This is a genomic window from Pedobacter metabolipauper, from assembly GCF_004362715.1.
GTDB classification, from domain to species: Bacteria; Bacteroidota; Bacteroidia; order Sphingobacteriales; family Sphingobacteriaceae; genus Pedobacter; species Pedobacter metabolipauper.
Genome location: NZ_SNYC01000003.1, coordinates 88,502 through 106,863 on the forward strand (window position 1 = coordinate 88,502; position 18,362 = coordinate 106,863).

The following is an 18,362-nucleotide window of genomic DNA, read 5'->3' on the forward strand; positions in this document are numbered from 1 at the left end:
GCGCAAGATAGCTACATGATGGCAAACTCACAAATTTAAAGCTTCTTAATGGCTTTGGTCTTTTTATCCTTCGGATCTGCATAAAACTCGTCCATATTGTTTGGATCATTCTTTAATTCTACATTTTCGACCAGCTTTAATTTGCCTGCAGCAATCTTATACGCATCAAAGCTCAGATCAGAGGCGTAATATTCAAATTTCCCGGCCATATCCGGTGTAAAAGGTGCCAAATGATCAAAAACGATCATATTGATCTGCTTAGCCATGGTCAAAGTCATGGAATTTAACTTGTTGTATTCAAAAACAATCCTGTTCTTAGCTGGCTCCCCTCTTAATCCTTCAAAAACGGCTTTACCAAAAACAGGCTGATCATTTTCGAAAGAAATCACGTCGATCACCTTTTTAGAGGTTTTCGTGTTGTTTCCTTTCCAGCCCAGTAATACATAATACGGTAGTTTTCCGGTCTGTACAACCGGAACAATTTCATAGTACTTTGCGCCATACCAGTTTTTATTTGTGGTAACGGCATTTACATCAGTAGTGAATTCGGTCTGATCAATTAAGGGGTAAAGCTTTAGCTTACCATCTTTGGTAGCCATTTGAACGGTGCCGAAAAAGCGGTAACCACCATCATCGGCCGGTAAATACCAGGTAAAGATCCGGAAAGATTTATCAGGTGCATTCAGAATAGCCACCCTGTTCAATGAATCAAACGGATAACTAAAGGAAGAAGGTGTTTTTAATGCATTGACCAGCATCTTAATAAATACCGCATTTTGATCAAAACGGTCCCTATTGTTGGGCGCTTTAAATGCAGACTCACTAATCGCAATCAGCGAGTCCTGGTATTTGTCCATTAAAGGGCCACTGTTAAATTCAAGGCGCTGCTGCGCCTTAAGCGGGCCGGCAGCAACACAGAAAAATAAAATCAATATTGATAAAGGTTTTATCCTTTTATACATCTAGCTTATGTTTTCGATTACAATTGCACTTGCGCCGCCTCCTCCGTTACAGATTCCGGCAACACCAATCTTTCCATTATTTTGGGTAAGCACAGAAAGGAGGGTCACCACAATCCTTGCGCCCGAAGCACCAAGGGGATGTCCTAAAGAAACAGCACCGCCATTCACATTCACCTTTTCCTCACTTAATCCCATCTCTTTATTATTCGCAAGTGAAACTACGGAAAAAGCTTCATTAATTTCAAAATAATCTACATCATTGATATTCTTGCCAGCTCTTTTTAAAGCCAGGGGGATCGCTTTGGAAGGAGCGGTAGTAAACCATTCCGGGGCTTGCTGTGCATCGGCATAAGCCAGAATTCTGGCCAGCGGCTTTAAGCCAAGTTCAGCAGCTTTATCTGCACTCATTAAAACCAGTGCAGCTGCTCCATCATTTAAGGTAGAAGCATTGGCCGCGGTAACCGTACCATCTTTTTTAAATACCGGTTTTAAACCAGGAATCTTATCAAACTTTACGGCAAAAGGCTCTTCATCTTTTGTAATTAAAGTAATGTCGCCTTTACGGTCCTTAACTTCAACAGGAACAATTTCATGGTCAAATTTACCATCATTCTGGGCAGCCTGGGCTTTTTTATATGAGCTGATGGCAAAAGCATCCTGTTCTTCGCGACTGAAACCACACTCAGATGCGCACAATTCTGCGGCAGAACCCATGTGGTAATCGTTATACACATCCCAAAGGCCATCTTTAACCAGGCCATCTGTAATCTGACCGTGACCCAGGCGGTAACCGGTACGTGCTTTGTCCAGGTAATACGGAACATTGCTCATGCTCTCCATACCACCGGCAACAATAATATCATAGGTTCCAAGTGCAATACTCTGTGCGGCAAGCATGATTGCTTTCGTACCAGAGGCGCAGACTTTATTGATGGTTGTGGACGGAACATCAGGTAAGCCAGCATACTTTACGGCTTGAGTGGCAGGAGCCTGTCCAATGTTTGCAGACAATACATTACCCATGTAGACTTCCTGAACATCAGCGGGTTTTAATCCTGCTTTTTCTACGGCTGCTTTAATGGCAATGGCGCCAAGCTGTGTCGCAGAAAAACTTGATAATGAGCCTCCAAAGCTTCCAATGGGGGTTCTTACTGCTGATACAATAACTACTTCTTTCATTCTTTTTTATATTTTGGTTGGAAGCAAAGTTATATAATTAAGGTTTATCTTTACTTACGCGGCGTTTCTTTTTTGATTTGATGGCCTCGTTAAGTAAAAATTCTATCTGTCCGTTTGTACTCCTGAATTCATCAGCTGCCCATAGCTCAATTTCTTTGAGCAGGGCAGGATTAATTCTAAGTGCAAAAGCTTTTTTATCTTTTTCAGACATACATCTAGTATTCCGGTACCGTTAATTATATAACGTACCGGTATTTACAACAGGCTGAACATTACGGTCGCCGCAAAGAACCACCAACAGGTTGCTCACCATAGCGGCCTTACGTTCTTCGTCAAGTTCAACAATATTTTTCTCAGAAAGCCTGGCAAGGGCCATTTCAACCATTCCAACAGCACCTTCTACAATCAGTTTACGTGCAGCAATAACTGCAGTAGCCTGCTGGCGCTGCAGCATGGCGCTTGCAATTTCCTGTGCATAGGCCAGGTGTGATATTCTGGCTTCGATCACCTGGATGCCTGCGCGGGATAACCGCTCGCTTAGTTCCGCTTCTAAAAGCGTACTCACCTTTTCAGCACCGTCCTTTAAGGTGATGGTCGCTTCTTCATCTTCAAAATTATCGTAGGGGAAAATATTGGCAAGGTGACGTACGGCCGCCTCACTTTGAATGGTTACATATTGAAGGTAATCTTCCACGGCAAACATAGCTTTGGCGGTTTCCTGGATCTGCCAAACTACTACAGCAGCAATTTCAATCGGGTTACCCAGTTTGTCATTTACTTTGATCTGGTGACCGTTCAGGTTTCTGGCCTTTAAAGAAACCTTCTTTTTAACGGTTAACGGGTTAACCCAGAAAAAACCATCCGTTTTAACTGTACCTACATATTTACCAAAAAGGGTAAGTACCTTAGATTCATTCGGGTTGTTGATGATCAGTCCCGGTAAAACCAGGCAGAAGTCTACCGCCAGAATTGAAGCGCCAGTTCCGAAATATCGGACAGCCAATGCATATATTCCGCCACCCAGAAGAGCAAGGAATAGTGTAAATGTTAAATACCCAGAAGGGGGAGTGATAATTTTTTCCTGATACATAATGATATTAATTTGATATCATAAAGTAAGCGAGTATTATTCATAAATCCAAATTTATTTTCTGCCTCATTGGCTTAACGGCATGAAAAAGAATGTATTCTGATGAATAATTATGTTATTTTTGATTCAAATCAATTGATATCGCTTTGGCAAAGATTAAAAAGAATTCCCACAGGGTGCTTTACAGAAAGTATTCATCGAACATCAAATACATCATGATGGTATTTTCTGTATTGATTATAACGGTGTTTTTACCCAAGCAGCCCCGTTTCAGGTATGAATTTGAAAAGGGAGAGATCTGGAAAAACAAAGACCTGATCTCACCATTTAGTTTCGCCATTCTAAAAACGAATCCACAGGTAGATACTGATAAAAAAGATGCACTGAATAATGTATTGCCAATCTATTCAGTCAATCTAAATCTCATCAATGATGTAGAAGAAGCTTATTTAAATGAGTTTGATGTAAAGTGGAGGGGCAATGTGTTCCCGGAAAATGAAAAGCTGCTGTATAAAACAAGTTCACTTAAACTTTTAAAGGCGATCTATCAAAAAGGGATCATTGCGATAGATCCGAAGCACCAGAAAGGCAATACGTATTTTGATTTTTCATTACTCAATAACAATATCAGTAAAACGGTAAGTACACAGGATGTGTTCACCGTACAGAGTGGCTTGGATTATTTTAAAAATAACTTTCAGTCGGTAAACCTGAAGATCAAAGAAATGATTGTCAACCTGGTTGAAGATCATTTACAGTCCAATATTGTATTTAATGAAAAGATGACTGCCATGGTGCAGGAAAATGCAGTAAACAGTCTTTCAACCACACGTGGCATGGTTCAAAAAGGAGAGCTGATCGTATCTAAGAATAATTTGATAGATGATGAGGTGTATCAAAAGCTTCAGTCCTTTAAAGAGATCTATGAAGCGCAAACAAAAACAATAGGAAACAGCAGACTGGTTTATTTCGGTCAGATCCTGCTGGTAGGTTTTATTGTCAGTTTGCTGATGGTGTTTCTGAAGCTATTCCGTAAAGATATTTTTGCAGACAACCGGCAGCTTTCGTTATTACTGCTGGTAACAACCATGATGCTGCTGTCGCTAACCTGGGCCATTAAGCTAAACCTGCCAAGTATATACTATATTCCGTTCTGCATTGTGCCGATCATCATCAGGATCTTATTTGACACCCGTTTAGCGCTATACCTGCATTTGCTGGTCATCCTTATTGCAGGGTTCTTTGTACCCAATAGTTTTGAGTTTGTATTCTATCAGACTACAGCGGGTATGGTCGCAATCTATAGCATCCGGAATTTGATCAAAAGGGAACAATTGCTGTTATCAGCTTTATTCATATTATCGGCTTATTTTATTTCATTTGTTGGTATAGCCTTATTGAGAGAAGGATCAATCAGCCAGATTGAATGGATAAACTTTATGCCGTTTGTGGTGAGTGTGCTGCTCTCATTACTTGCATATCCATTAATTTATGCCTTTGAGCGGTTATTTGGTATTACATCAGATGTGGCACTGATCGAGCTGACCAATACCAACAATAAACTGCTGCGTGAACTGGCGTTTAAAGCCCCTGGAACCTTTCAGCATTCGCTGCAGGTGGCAAATCTTGCAGAAGCAGCCATATTTAAAATAGGCGGTAACTCATTGTTGGTAAGGGCAGGGGCATTGTACCATGATATTGGTAAAATTGAGAACCCACAATACTTTATAGAGAATCAAAATACTGCAAAGAGTCCGCATGATAAGCTACCCTATGAACAAAGTGCCCAGATCATCATAAAGCACGTGCATAAGGGCATAGAGATTACCCGCAGACATCAATTGCCCGAAAGTGTGATCGACTTCATTAGAACGCATCATGGCAATACCCGTGTAGACTATTTTTACCAGTCATTTTTAAAGAATTCTCCGGAGAAATTTGTAGATGAGAACATTTTCCGTTATCCGGGGCCGATTCCATTTTCTAAGGAAACAGGGGTATTGATGCTGGCAGATTCGGTAGAAGCAGCCTCCAGAAGCCTGAAAAATCCAGACGCACAAAGTATAAATGACCTCGTAGAGAGGATAATTAATTACAAATTGGAGCAAGACCAGTTAGATAACTGCGATATTACGTTAAAAGATCTTGAAACTATAAAGCTGATATTCAAGACAATGCTTATGAGTATCTATCATGTGCGTATAGATTATCATCAAACCTTGTAATTTTTTTTTGCAAATATAGATGAATTGCTATATTTGCAATCCCAAAAACGCTGTGTTTTTGGAATCGGAGAGATGCCTGAGTGGCCGAAAGGAACAGTTTGCTAAACTGTCGTACTGGCAACGGTACCGAGGGTTCGAATCCCTCTCTCTCCGCTGATAGCAATGTCAAAAACGAAAGCCTGCAATCATTGATTGCAGGCTTTCGTTTTTTAGGTCAATCGACCAGATTCACTTCTTATTCAGCAAGCCACTAATTTCTATTGCCACTTTTAGCCTGCCTAACGGCTTGGTTATCTTTCAAATTGACGCGATAAACCAGCGTGAGCCTATAGCGGGCAGCATTAGGCATACTGGTTTGGTGAATACGGTAATTTTCAGTGGTCGTTATATCGTTAAATTTGCGCAGATCAAGCAGGTTGGCCACGTCAAACGTGAGGGTCGCTTTGTCTTTTAATAGATTTTTGCTGGCAGCAAAGTCAATATTATGTACTGCGGCCGACCGGGTCTGTGCGGTACCATTAGCTCCCCTGAAGTTATACAATGCCTGGAAGCCCAGTTTATTGGGCAATTTTATTTGGGCACTTATGCGCGTGGTGAACGAATGGCCTTTAAAGTCAACGTTTTGTGCAAGGTATGATCCGTGCTGGCTAAAACTATATGCGTTAAGTTCGGTATTTACCTGTAACCAGTTTACCGGGTTGTATAATAACGACAGTTCCAAACCCCGCCGCACCTCGCTGCCAATATTAACCGGTGTGGTAACGAATAAGCCATCGGAATTACGTGAAGTGTACTCTTCTATTTCGCCACTGTTGTGCTGATAATAAACAGAAGGATTAAAGGTTAATGATGGCCAGTTTTTTAGAAAACTCAGTTCAAACACATCGGCATAAGATGGGTTCAGGTCAGGGTTGCCCAAAAAGCGTGTGGTCAAATCTGTTAGTTCATTAAAGGGGTAGATGAGGTGAAGCGGTGGCCGGTTGATCCTTTTGCTAAAGCTTCCCTGTATGGTACTGACGGTACCAAATCCGTAACTTAGGTTAAGCGTTGGGAATAAGCGGTTATAATTCTTTTTATTGGTATAAGTACCGATGCGGTCATCAATACCAATATGCGTAAATTCGCTGCGCAGACCCGCCTGATAACTGAATTTACCAGTCTTTCCGGCAAACTGTGTGTAAGCACTGCCGATCAGTTCTTTATACAGCAGGTGATTGTCTATTTGCTCAATAACGTCCCAGGTACTTCCGTTTTGCTGCTGTGCGATAAAATCACTGCTTACCCGGCGACTTTCCATTTTCAGGCCGAACTCCAACGTTGAATTACTATCCAGTGGTTGTAACAGGTCTGTTTGTATCATCAGGTCCTTGCTAATTCCTGCAGATCCCGTCCTGATCATGGGTAGGGTAATGGCCGCAGGGTAAAGCCTGCTCGTATTCAGGTTCCAGTCCTTATCGCTGTCCCAAAAATCATATTGCATGTCAACGCTAAATTTTTTTCCTGGCCGGATAAACGTACGTGTATAGTTAAATTCCATCTGATTGTAGCTCCTGTTTTCCCATGATTCGCCGGTTCTGTTCAGACTGCTGTCTAAGTCGCCATTGTTACCGGAATACCCATAGTTCAGCCTGGTCTTATCATGGTCATAGGTCGCATTGCGTAAATAGGCTGCGGTAAGGGAATTGCGGCTGTCCAACTGGTAATCCGCACCAAAATACAATAAGCGGCTATCATCGTGCCGGTTCTCATCCTGCCGACGGTTTAGGTACGTGGGTGTACTGAGAAGTCCTGTAGTTTGCTGCATGGTATACAGGCCAACATAATCTGACAAGCGAAGGCTGATAGTTGAAAAAAGATTCAGTTTATTGGATTTATAGTTGAGGCTTGGGCTAATGCGCGTATCATTCGGAATGCCGCCTACAAGGCGAACCTGCCCGTTGAAGCCAGCTTTTTTATTCTTTTTAAGGATAATATTGATGATCCCTGCCGATCCGGCAGCATCATACCTGGAAGAAGGATTGGTAATGATCTCCACACGCTCTACCTGGTCGGCCGGCAGCTGTTCCAAAGCATTACTTTGCGTAAGCCCGGTGCGGCGGCCATCAATAAGCACCAGCACATTGCTGTTACCGCGCAAACTGATACCACCCGTGGCACTTACACTTACTGAAGGAACAATATTCAATAGATCGGTAACCGAACCCGTCTGCGAAAGCATGTCTTTACCTACTTCAAATACTTTTTTGTCCAGGTTCAAGCTAACTGCTTTGCGTTCGGCCGTTACCGATACCTCATTCAGCAGTCGTGGATCGGGCTGCATGATCACATCACCTAAGTTTAATACTTCATCTGTGCCAATTTGTACTGTTTTATTGACGGTTTGAAAACCGGTAAAACTGAAACTAACCAAGAACTTTCCAGCTGGTATTTTTTCAAACTTAAAAACACCCTTGTCGTCGGTTATTGCAGCGGCCACTAATTTCGAGGAGGTATCGCTAATAGTTACCGTTACATAAGGAATGGGTTGCTGCGGCGACCCTTCTTTCACCGTACCTCTGAGTTGCATATGTTGGGCAAACGCCGTGATGTTGATCAATAGCAATGCCACCAGCAAAAAGTGTTTTTTCATGTTGCAAGGTTAATGACCAGAGGCGGTTGCGCAGCGAAAAAACATGCCAACTGCTCCACGGCCTTTCAAGCGGTAATTTCTATTTGTGTATTAACCAGTATATTTACCCAATGCATCATACCCTTATTGTTTTCCTGCTGTTGCTGTTTCTGCCCACCGGTTACGTACAGGTAATCGAGGACGAAGAACCTGTACCAGTTTATCATACAGGCGACAACATTGCCTGGGCTGCCAAAGGCTTCAATGATAAAAATTGGAACACCAGCCGAAGTGAAACCGATGAAGGTATTTTTTGGTCACGTACGCACCTCCTCTTGCGCCCAGTGGATAACAATAGGCGACCTCTAGGGCTTCAGATCGGTTCTTTTGGTACTTTTGATGTGTATTGGGACGGTGTATTGATCGGCAGCAACGGCGTATTACCCTACGGGCATAGACCAGAGCAGCCGGGAACCGAATGCAGTATTTTTATCGTGCCCGATAGTCTGACAAGCCCCGGTGCACACATTGTGGCTATGCGCATGTCGCAAGCCTACCTGCCTGATGTACATCGAAGTATTGGTTTTAAAATGGAAAAGTACACCAGTCTTTTAACATTGCCGCTCATAACCATGTCTTATATGAACCTCATGGCGGGTGCGTTTCTTATAGCGAGCCTATATTACTTCTTTTTGTATTTCAACAGTAAACACAGGCAGGTTGATATCATGATCTTTGCCACCATTTGCCTGCTTTTTTTCTGCCTGCTTATTATGGAATATCTGAAGTTCCATATGGTGATCCCTTATCCTCAGTTCTATATTCGCCTTGAGATCATAGGCTGGCTCACTTTTACTATAGCTCTGCTCATTCCCTGGTACTTTACCATTCAGTTTCATTTTAAATGGAAGCTTTGGTTACTGGGTTTGTTGTTAGGCGTGCTGCTGGGCTTATATTATTTCAATTACGGAAACTATGACCTCACAGCCAAACTGTATAGTTTGGTCATGTTGATCGCTTCATTCATGGTAGTGATAAATGGTATTATTCAAAAGGAAAAAGGAGGGTACATTGTTTTTATAGGCCTTTTAGCCAGTGCGATGGTTAACGAATACCTGTTTTATGATTACAGTTTATTCATCAGCTTTACATTGATTGTACTTTGCATGCTCTATCTGCATGCCATTCGGGCGAGCTCCATTGAATCGGAGCATCAGGAGGCACTTGTACTTTCTTCGCGCCTGCAGCTTGAATTGCTCAAAAAGAACATCCAACCCCATTTCCTGCGAAACACCCTAACCTCTATGATGGACTGGGTAGAAGAATCTCCCAAAGAGGGCGCACGCTTTATACAGGCTTTATCAGCCGAGTTTGATATTATGAACTCCATTTCAGAACAAACATTGATCCCAATCCGGCAGGAAATAGAACTTTGCCGTCAACACTTGTCGGTTATGGAATTCCGTAAAGAGATTCGCTTTGAATGGAAAGAGTACGGCATAGATGATGCACAGTTGATACCACCTGCCGTTTTGCATACGTTGCTGGAAAATGGCATTACGCACAGTATCCCGCTACAGGGAAACCGGATTGTATTTAAGCTTACGTATACCACAGGGCCGGGCTACAGGCAATATGTTTTTGACACCTTCGCAGAGAACCGGCCCGTATTGACCGGTAGGGAAGGAGGTAACGGCTTTAAATATATCCGGGCACGCCTAACCGAAAGTTACGGACAAAACTGGACATTACATTCCGCTGCAACAGCTGCAGGCTGGTCGTCAACCATTAAAATCTTAGATAGATGAACATACTGATCATAGAGGACGAAGCCAGGATCGCCAAAAGGTTACAGCGAATGACAGCCGGATTTTTTGGAAATAAACCCACGGAGATCATCATATGTGATTCCCTGCAAAAAGGCCTCAGCCATATTTCATCCAAACCGGTCGACCTGCTGCTGCTGGATTTAAATCTGAACGGTGACAATGGTTTTGAAGTGCTTGAACTGATGGTGTCGGCTTCATTTCATACCATTATCGTTTCGGCCAATACAGATAAGGCGATCACGGCATTTGCTTATGGTGTACTTGATTTTGTGCCCAAGCCCTTTGATCAGGACCGTCTGTTTCGGGCACTTGGCCGCTTTTTGGCCCCCGCCATCAAAACCCATGAGGATATTAAATATTTAGCCGTAAAAACTGCCGGACAGGTAAAGCTGATCAGCATAACAGAAGTGATGTATATCAAAGGAGCGGGGATCTATACGGAGCTGCACCTAAAGAATGGCCGACAGGAACTGCATGACAAATCATTGGAACTACTGGAACAATTACTGCCCGTCAGCTTTCAACGCATTCATAGATCCTATATCGTAAACATGGAATACGCAGAAAAGATACTGGTACAGCCGGGTAGCAGATACGGTGTGTCGCTTAAAAATGAGGAGATCCTTCCTGTAGGCCGCTCGAAATATAAAGAACTAAGGAATAAAACTTTATAACCGCTTAATCTTTTTCAGACATGGCGGGCAGGATGTAATTTTCCATGATCTTTTCTGGCTGCCATACCCTTCGGTTTCTAAAATTAGCAGATGTGACCAATACAACCAGCTGGTATTGTGGAACAATAAAGACATATTGACCGCCCGCACCACGTGCTTCAATGGAATTGGTGGTTTTTCCATTGACCAAATAATGATAATGCCACCATAAAAAGCCGTATTCATTTTTTTTGGAATGGTTTTCCAGTATCAGGTACTTCTTAAAGGATGCATCAATCCAATTTTTGCTGATGATCTGCCTATTTTTCCACTGGCCACCTTCCGCATAAAGCAACCCAAATTTTAACAGATCTCGCGGTCGTAAATGCATGCCACCACCAAAATAAGGACGGTTAAGGGGATCATTGAATACGATATAATCGTTAATGCCCAGGGTTCAAACAACTCCTGATCGATAAATGCATCAAGTGGCTGTTTAACCACGGTATCCATAAGTATACCCAATAAGTAAGGATTGGCCGAACTGTAGTTTGCATGCGTACCCGGATAATTGATCATAGGCGCTTCAACTACAGTCTTTAACCAGTCTGGCGAATTTTGATATTCATCTTCCGATGCAGGAGGTCTCCTGTCAACCCCAAAGTCAACAGCATCGAGTCCCGAACTCATGGTTAGCAAACTACCAATACTGATGGCCTGTTTCCTGGTATCCTAATCTGTTGTAGCCTTAAAATGTGGTGGTAAAAAGGAAATGAGCTTTTGTGCAGTGTCCTTCAACAAGCCTTGATCTATGGCAATCCCAACTAAAGCCGATGAAATACTTTTTGATGCCGACCGCAAATCGTGCACCGCGCCCTCATCAAAACCATTAAAATACTGCTCATAAACCAGTTTACCATTCCTGCTGATGAGTACACTATGCGTATTTGTGATCTTATTGGCGTTGATATTATCCGCTATGCGCTTTAAATACTGGTCATCAAAGCCGGCAGCTTTTAAGCTGCTTACCGGCAAGCCATCGTTCAAATCTGCAGGAACGCGGCCAATAAAAGGCATTTTTATCCCATCCTGAGCATAATATGGGTACACTTAATGAAGATCAGGATCAATTACTGTTATATTTCAAATCCTGCAGTTCTTTTAAAAATTCCAATGCCTTCGTTACTCTGATTCCTGCAGATCTCCGGATGAAATTTTTAACCCATTTTTTATGCATGTTTTTAAAAGAAACTTCATTATAAAACCAAATGCCTAACGGAATCAACACCATGAATGCAATGATCTGCACTGTCCACCAATTTCCATTTGATCTGGCAAGGATATTAAAATCACCAAAAATCTTAATGTTAAAGTCCTTGATTACTTTCGTGAAAATTGTGGGATATGCTAAAAACGCAGGAACAAACAACACCCCTAATCTGGCATAAGTCAGAATATGTGTTTGTAACATTACAAGTGAACTCTGAATGGTTGCCACATCGTTATTAAAGTCCATTCTCTTGATCAAAGTAATTTGTTTCAAGGCATTTATAAGTGTGGTTATATAAAAGGCCAATAAAACAACCGCAGAAACAGCATAAGAGAATTGGTAAATATTTTTTAATAAAAACCCCGTCAAGGCCACTACAACGACAAAATTAAATATACTTTCAATCACTCTTTGGCGATATAGGGGAGCAAGTTTTGATACTGCTTTTTGAGTCTGGATCAGTGATATGCCTTGTTCATCCAGTTTAAGGCTTTTGTCTAATTTAGCATCATTAGACAGCCACATCGTTTTTAATTCATCTAATTCCATGATCTTTAATATTTATTTATTTGAAAATTTTAATCTCAGTTTCTCTTTAATGCGATTGATCTTAGTTGCTATATTTGTTTCTGTAAAACCAGTGATCTCTGAAATCTCACGGTGTGATTTGTTGTCCAGATACAACAGGATAATCGCTTTGTCAATTTCTTTAAGTTCGTTTATAAAGTTTTGCAATAGCTGGAGATTCTCTTCAATTTCAGTTTTATCTTCCAGCTGCTCTGCAAAAACAATCAATCCTTCGGGAATAGGAGACTGATTTTTGAACCTTTTTTTCTGGCGATAAAAAGATATAGCTACGTTCAGGGCGATCCGGTACATCCACGTTGAGAATTTATACGCAGCGTTAAAACTGTTAAACGATTTCCATAAATTGTATATGATTTCCTGGGCTAAATCATCTCTGTCATCTTTGCTGGCACAATAGGAGTTACAGATCTTGTAAATGATCCCCTTGTTTTCTTTAATGAGCCTGGTAAATTCCTGATCCTTTGCAATCATCTCAAATGTCATTAGCCATCAATCATTTAACATTAGCACCATACAATACCTTTAAGGTTCTGCTGCTGCAGGCAGGTACAACAGATAAATGAGTTTCCCCCTCAAATATTTGACTGGTCATGGTTATTCCGGAATTATGTTTTTTTAAGGAGTCTATAAACGCAGTTAACGGGCCAACCATCATTTCACCTTCCAATGCACCTACAGAGAAAAATACATTTGCTGATACTGGACTATTCTCTTTTGATAATGGATCTTTAAGCGACAATATTTCATTATTATTCCACCAAAAGGATGGGCTATTTATACCGTATCTTTTAAATAATTCAGGTTTTTTTAAAAGGCAATACCCTGCAAATAGACCACCAAGTGAATGTCCGGATAATGCACGGTCTGTATTTGTTTTATAATGCTTATCCATGAATGGGAGAATGTCTTTTTGTAAGGTGGTCAGGAATAAATCAGCTCCTCCAGATCTTAATTTGCCATCAGGAATACTCATCATTTTGGTCCATTGTATATCCGATCCGGGAATGCTTGATGGGGTAAAATCATAATACCTCTCTGCAAACCAATCTGCATCCGTTTGTACGCTGTTTTCAATGGCAACAATAATTACATCTTTAATCTCCTTTCCTAAATTTAAAACTTCCCGAATGGAATAAAAAGAGGTGAAGGAAAATTTTCCGTCTAAAACATACAATACCGGGTAGTGTATGGTATCAACAGCTGAGTATGCTTTTGGAAGTGAAACATACAATTGATAGAACTTCTGATTAAAGCTTGATTTAATGGTATGCTCTTTTGTAGTTATTAAATTGGGATTTTTATCCTGCCCGAATGACTTCGCTGCAACTAATAAAGTCATCACGAAGAAAATAATACTTGAAATTTTTAAACAGATCCGTTTCATTTTTTTAATATGATAATTTCTGCCTACTCTTTCAGGTTTCAGCTTTCCTGCTCATCGATAAGTTTGATATATGATTCGTAAAGGTTTGAAAATATCACAGTTTATTGGTGACTATTTTCTTTGCAGAGAAGAAACTGGAAGTTTTAATTAAAATAAAGATGGAAGCCTAAAAGAATGCTTTAATGTATATATTGCGCATTAAATAATCATACGCTCACTAATATGAAACTTGAGGTCACATTGAATGAAGAGGACTTACTTAACCAATCACTTTTCGCAGCTTCAAAATCCGAGCAGCTAAAAAAGAAGAGAAGGGAATCGTTGGTATTTGTGTTTGGATGCTTTGTTGTCATTTCCGTACTATCGACATTCAAGAAAGATTCATCAATGCCTTGGTGGGGTTTTATTCTAATTGGGCTGGGCTTTGTTGGATTATATGCATTATATCAGCCAAGTTTATATAAGAGACATTACCGGAAGACTATTGCTGAAATTTATAAAAACAGAATTGGAAAAGTAGATCAAATTGAATTCGGGAATAACAAAATGTTTCACCAAGATTACATAGGAGAGTCTACAGTAGGCTTAGAACACTTGGAACATGTTTATGAGATTGGTGCTTATTTTTTCTTAAGATTCAAAACTGATGAGACGGTAGTTCTTCCCAAAGCACAAATACCTGTAGAGGATTTCAGAATCGTTTTAAACCAGATTATCAACAAATATCAACTTCCGTTTACTCAAGAACTGGATTGGAAATTTAAATAGTAGGTTAAGAAGTTCAACTAACTGAACTGGCCAAAATGCCACAAAACTCCTGAAGGGTCATGCAGAAAACATTCTTTACCCCAGGATTCAACGCGAATGGGACTAAGCTTTACACCCTTATATTTAGCAGGTAGGCTTAATGCGGAAAGCTCCTCATGATACCGGTCAACATTATCCACCTCAATAAAGATCATCGTATTTTCTATCCAATCCCGCAGATAATAGTCCTGCAGATAAAATGCAATGCTGTTTGTTTTAAAAACAGACAAGTTATGCATCAGTACATCTTCCTCAAACCCAAGGTCTCTGTAAAAACTCCGGCAAAGTCCAAAATCTTTGGCGCCGATAAATGGTCTGATGGATATTGCTTTATGCTCCATTGTTTATTTTTTGGTTAATACAAAATAAGTAAATAATTTGTAAAACGCAGTTATCAATTTCGGGTAAAGTTGAAAGCCAAGTTTCATGGTAAATGACAGATTTAATTAAAACGCTGAAAATTTGAGACAATTCGGCTAAAAGATGAACAGATGGAAAGAGATTTATTGAGTTACTTAGTGAAACTAACAACAGGCAGCATAGCTGCAAAAAACCAAATATTAATTGTATGATGATTTTTCCTTCCCGCAATGCCAGGAGCATCCCTTTAACCGGCTATTTTCAACCGGCACTTTCTAATCTTTATTATCAGTTAACCCTTCAAACAATAATCAATTAACCATACCAATAACATGAAATACTACTTATTTTCTCTACTATTATTAGTTTCCTTCACTGCTTTCTCACAGCAGTGGACACCAGAAAAAGCAACGCAATGGTACAAAACACAGCCATGGTACTCCGGAGCTAACTTCCAGCCAAGTACAGCAATCAACCAATTGGAAATGTTTCAGGCGGCTACGTTCGACCCTCAAACCATTGAGCGCGAACTGAGCTGGGCCCAGGGTCTGGGTATGAACTCGATGCGGGTTTTTCTTCACCATGTGGCCTGGACTTCCGATAAGGAAGGATTTAAAAAAAAGCTCGACAATTATCTGACCATCTCCGAAAAACACGGAATTAAAACCATCCTCGTGTTTTTCGACGACTGCTGGAACGATCAATATCATGCCGGAACGCAGCCAGCCCCAAAAGTTGGCGTACACAACAGCGGATGGGTGCGCGATCCCGGAACTGATATCCGTAACAACCCCGATAGCCTTAAAATGCTGGAAAGCTATGTAAAGGACATCATGACCACCCACAAAAATGATAAACGTGTAATCGTATGGGATTTGTACAATGAGCCTGGAAACAGCAAATATGTAGATCAGAGTTTGCCGCTATTAAAAGCCGTTTTTAGCTGGGCAAGAGCAGTCAATCCGTCACAGCCAATTACTTCAGGAGTATGGAACTGGGGAGCTAACTTTAATAACTTAAATACTTTCCAGCTGGAAAACTCCGATGTCATTACCTACCACCACTATGGCTATATTGAGGCCCATCAAAAGAAGATTGACGAGTTGAAGCAATTTAAACGCCCAATGATGTGTACAGAATATATGGCCAGAAAAAATGGAAGCCTGTTCCAGACCATCATGCCTATCCTGAAAAAAGAGAAAGTAGCTGCAATCAACTGGGGCTTCGTATCTGGAAAAACAAATACCATCTTCGCCTGGGATACCCCAATTGCTGATGGAAAAGCACCTGATCTTTGGTTTCACGATATCTTTAAAAAAGATGGCACCGCGTTCAGTGATGCAGAAGTTAAAGCCATCAAATCATTAACCGGAAAACAATAAGTACATTTTTAATCGTTGCCAGGATAGTTGTTTCGGTTTAATCGCTGCCAGGATCATATTCATGGTTATTCCGGTGTAAATATACCTGTCAATTCCCTGAAAAAGGATGCGACCTGATATTTGACTACAACAACAGTAGATTAGACTACACCCGTCGTTTTCATGTTGCTGAATTTTGTACCAACAAAAATCAACAACATGAAAATTACATTAACAGGTTCATTAGGACACATCGGTAAACCATTAGCTACAGAGCTGGTGCAAAAGGGACATGAGGTTATCGTGATCAGCAGCAATCCGGAAAAGCAACAGGCAATTGAAGCGTTAGGCGCAACAGCAGCCATTGGCTCATTGGAGGATGTTGAATTTCTTACAGCGAATTTTACCGGAGCGGATGCCGTGTATACCATGGTGCCGCCAGCCAATTACATGGATCACAACCTTGATCTGCCAGCTTACTGTCACCGCATCAGCAACAATTTTGTAGCGGCCATCCAAGCTTCAGGCGTAAAGCGTGTGGTTCATCTGAGCAGCATTGGTGCACATCTGGATCATGGTACTGGTATCATCATTGCCCATCACGATGTAGAAGTTGACTTGAACAAACTGACTGATGTTGCCATTACCTTTATGCGGCCCACTTCTTTTTACTATAATCTATTTGGCTATGTAGACATGATAAAAAATGCAGGGGTTATTGCGGCAAACTACGGAGCAGACGACTTAATACCGTGGGTTTCTCCAATAGATATTGCTGCTGCGGTTGCAGATGAAATGGTAACGCCAATTGCAGGCAGAAAAGTACGTTATGTAGGCAGTGATGAACTTACCGGACATGAAACAGCACGTATTTTGGGCGAAGCAATCGGAAAGCCCGACTTGAAATGGGTTCTTATTTCTAACGAACAAGCACAGCAAGGTTTAGAAAAAGCCGGACTGCAGCCAAGTATTGCAGCAGGTTTGGTAGAAATGTATGGCAGTCTTCATACCGGTGTATTTTCAGCAGATTACTTCAGCAACAGACCGGCAGTTATGGGCAAAGTAAAGCTGGCAGATTTTGCAAAGGAATTTGCTGCAGCCTTCAAATAATAATCATTAACTTGTGATATGGCAAACACCCAACCGCTTCGGATTAAAACAATCACTGAATATCATCAGGTAATGGGTCTTCCAAAACCGGAACATCCTTTGATCAGTGTAATCAATTTTGAAAACACCAAACGGTTGCCTGGCAGTGGACCAATACATTTGATGTTTGATTTTTATTCCATCGCATTGAAAAGAAATTTTAATTCTAAGATGAGATATGGCCAGCAGGAATATGATTTTGATGAAGGTATTATGTTCTTTATTGCCCCCGGACAGGTTTTCGGAATTGAAGTGGCCAGCGGTGAAGAGGTAAGGCACACGGGATGGATGTTACTCATCCATCCCGATTTTTTGTGGAATACCCCCCTTGCAAAAAAGATTAAGCAATATGAATATTTTGACTACTCGGTAAATGAAGCCTTATATCTCTCAGGAAAAGAAGAAACAAAGCTGATCGGGCACATCCAGAATATGGAGCAGGAATATCAGGCCAACATCGATAAATTTAGCCAGGATATTATTGTCGCGCAGTTAGAACTGCTGCTCAACTATGCAGACCGGTTTTATCACCGTCAGTTTATCACACGGAAAATAACAAACCATAAAACACTGAGTCGACTGGAAGATATTCTTGCCGAATATTTTAGCAGCAACAATGCCGTAAATGGATTGCCGACCGTAGGTTATATTGCCGACAAATTAAACGTATCTACCAGCTATTTAAGCGGATTGCTTAAATCATTGACCGGCCAGAGTACGCAGCAGCACATCCATGAAAAATTGATTGAAACCGCAAAAGAAAGATTGTCAACCACCGCTTTATCTGTAAGTGAAATTGCATACCAACTGGGATTTGAACATCCGCAATCATTTAGTAAATTGTTCAAAACCAAAACCAGCCTTTCGCCTTTAGAATTCAGACAGTCGTTTAATTAG

At 41.0% G+C, this 18,362-nt stretch carries 19 protein-coding genes and 1 tRNA gene; 8 read left to right on the forward strand and 12 right to left on the reverse strand.

From position 1 onward, the window contains the following. Positions 1-35 precede the first annotated feature (35 nt). Genes ATK78_RS00445 through ATK78_RS00460 form a run of 4 tightly spaced genes read right to left on the reverse strand, consistent with a single transcriptional unit; the run spans position 36 to position 3,231 of the window. Complete coding sequence (locus tag ATK78_RS00445; RefSeq protein ID WP_133574104.1) at positions 36-962, reverse strand: hypothetical protein; 927 nt, start codon at positions 960-962, stop codon at positions 36-38. Beyond that, a complete protein-coding gene (locus ATK78_RS00450; RefSeq protein ID WP_133574105.1) occupies positions 963-2,141 on the reverse strand; it encodes an acetyl-CoA C-acyltransferase in 1,179 nt (392 codons plus the stop codon). It abuts the gene before it with no gap. A gap of 37 nt (positions 2,142-2,178) precedes the next feature. Continuing rightward, a complete protein-coding gene (locus ATK78_RS00455; protein WP_133574106.1) occupies positions 2,179-2,352 on the reverse strand; it encodes an Arc family DNA binding domain-containing protein in 174 nt (57 codons plus the stop codon). Positions 2,353-2,373: 21 nt separating this feature from the next. Then, positions 2,374-3,231, reverse strand: a complete 858-nt coding sequence (locus ATK78_RS00460; RefSeq protein WP_133574107.1) for an SPFH domain-containing protein — start codon at positions 3,229-3,231, stop codon at positions 2,374-2,376. A gap of 146 nt (positions 3,232-3,377) precedes the next feature. Here ATK78_RS00460 and ATK78_RS00465 point away from each other — a divergent pair, with 146 nt between their 5' ends. Together ATK78_RS00465 and ATK78_RS00470 are read left to right on the forward strand one after the other, a co-directional pair. Further along, positions 3,378-5,456: an HD family phosphohydrolase gene (locus ATK78_RS00465; protein ID WP_394346926.1), complete on the forward strand. Its 2,079-nt coding sequence runs from the start codon at positions 3,378-3,380 to the stop codon at positions 5,454-5,456. Positions 5,457-5,522: 66 nt separating this feature from the next. After that, a tRNA-Ser gene (locus ATK78_RS00470) sits at positions 5,523-5,609 on the forward strand. Positions 5,610-5,706: 97 nt separating this feature from the next. Here ATK78_RS00470 and ATK78_RS00475 read toward each other — a convergent pair. Beyond that, complete coding sequence (locus ATK78_RS00475; protein WP_133574108.1) at positions 5,707-8,085, reverse strand: TonB-dependent receptor domain-containing protein; 2,379 nt, start codon at positions 8,083-8,085, stop codon at positions 5,707-5,709. A gap of 110 nt (positions 8,086-8,195) precedes the next feature. Between ATK78_RS00475 and ATK78_RS00480 the strand changes: the two genes are divergently transcribed. Together ATK78_RS00480 and ATK78_RS00485 are read left to right on the forward strand one after the other, a co-directional pair. After that, positions 8,196-9,872, forward strand: coding sequence for a histidine kinase (locus ATK78_RS00480; protein ID WP_133574109.1), 1,677 nt, complete (start codon positions 8,196-8,198; stop codon positions 9,870-9,872). Further along, positions 9,869-10,567: a LytR/AlgR family response regulator transcription factor gene (locus ATK78_RS00485; RefSeq protein WP_133574110.1), complete on the forward strand. Its 699-nt coding sequence runs from the start codon at positions 9,869-9,871 to the stop codon at positions 10,565-10,567. The genes ATK78_RS00480 and ATK78_RS00485 overlap by 4 nt, the downstream gene beginning before the upstream one ends. Before the next feature lie 4 nt (positions 10,568-10,571). On the opposite strand, the gene ATK78_RS00490 is transcribed toward ATK78_RS00485, so the two are convergent. The 6 genes from ATK78_RS00490 to ATK78_RS00515 are packed head-to-tail and all read right to left on the reverse strand — an operon-like array spanning position 10,572 to position 13,788. Next, positions 10,572-10,937 (reverse strand): serine hydrolase domain-containing protein, encoded by a 366-nt coding sequence (locus ATK78_RS00490; RefSeq protein WP_166664783.1) that lies wholly within the window; start codon positions 10,935-10,937, stop codon positions 10,572-10,574. After that, positions 10,910-11,260: a serine hydrolase gene (locus ATK78_RS23075; protein WP_317126189.1), complete on the reverse strand. Its 351-nt coding sequence runs from the start codon at positions 11,258-11,260 to the stop codon at positions 10,910-10,912. Before ATK78_RS23075 ends, ATK78_RS00490 begins: the two co-directional genes overlap by 28 nt. An 18-nt stretch (positions 11,261-11,278) precedes the next feature. Further along, positions 11,279-11,656, reverse strand: coding sequence for a serine hydrolase domain-containing protein (locus ATK78_RS23080; protein ID WP_133574113.1), 378 nt, complete (start codon positions 11,654-11,656; stop codon positions 11,279-11,281). 16 nt (positions 11,657-11,672) lie between these two features. Continuing rightward, the gene (locus ATK78_RS00505; RefSeq protein ID WP_133574114.1) at positions 11,673-12,365 is read right to left on the reverse strand and encodes a hypothetical protein; all 693 of its coding nucleotides are present in this window, start codon (positions 12,363-12,365) and stop codon (positions 11,673-11,675) included. Positions 12,366-12,377: 12 nt separating this feature from the next. Continuing rightward, on the reverse strand, positions 12,378-12,887 hold the full coding sequence (locus tag ATK78_RS00510; RefSeq protein WP_243732393.1) for an RNA polymerase sigma factor: 510 nt from the start codon (positions 12,885-12,887) through the stop codon (positions 12,378-12,380). Between the two features lie 10 nt (positions 12,888-12,897). Beyond that, positions 12,898-13,788, reverse strand: a complete 891-nt coding sequence (locus ATK78_RS00515; RefSeq protein ID WP_133574115.1) for an alpha/beta hydrolase — start codon at positions 13,786-13,788, stop codon at positions 12,898-12,900. Between the two features lie 222 nt (positions 13,789-14,010). Between ATK78_RS00515 and ATK78_RS00520 the strand changes: the two genes are divergently transcribed. After that, on the forward strand, positions 14,011-14,556 hold the full coding sequence (locus tag ATK78_RS00520) for a hypothetical protein (protein ID WP_133574116.1): 546 nt from the start codon (positions 14,011-14,013) through the stop codon (positions 14,554-14,556). Between the two features lie 17 nt (positions 14,557-14,573). Here ATK78_RS00520 and ATK78_RS00525 read toward each other — a convergent pair whose 3' ends face one another. Then, positions 14,574-14,936, reverse strand: a complete 363-nt coding sequence (locus tag ATK78_RS00525; protein WP_133574117.1) for a VOC family protein — start codon at positions 14,934-14,936, stop codon at positions 14,574-14,576. Between the two features lie 351 nt (positions 14,937-15,287). Between ATK78_RS00525 and ATK78_RS00530 the strand changes: the two genes are divergently transcribed. The 3 genes from ATK78_RS00530 (at position 15,288) to ATK78_RS00540 (ending at position 18,362) form a co-directional block, all read left to right on the forward strand. Then, positions 15,288-16,337 (forward strand): glycoside hydrolase family 2 TIM barrel-domain containing protein, encoded by a 1,050-nt coding sequence (locus ATK78_RS00530; protein ID WP_133574118.1) that lies wholly within the window; start codon positions 15,288-15,290, stop codon positions 16,335-16,337. A 198-nt stretch (positions 16,338-16,535) separates the two neighbouring features. Next, entirely contained in the window at positions 16,536-17,426 is an 891-nt protein-coding gene (locus tag ATK78_RS00535) for an NAD(P)H-binding protein (RefSeq protein ID WP_133574119.1), read from the forward strand. An 18-nt stretch (positions 17,427-17,444) separates the two neighbouring features. Next, the gene (locus ATK78_RS00540) at positions 17,445-18,362 is read left to right on the forward strand and encodes a helix-turn-helix domain-containing protein (RefSeq protein WP_133574120.1); all 918 of its coding nucleotides are present in this window, start codon (positions 17,445-17,447) and stop codon (positions 18,360-18,362) included.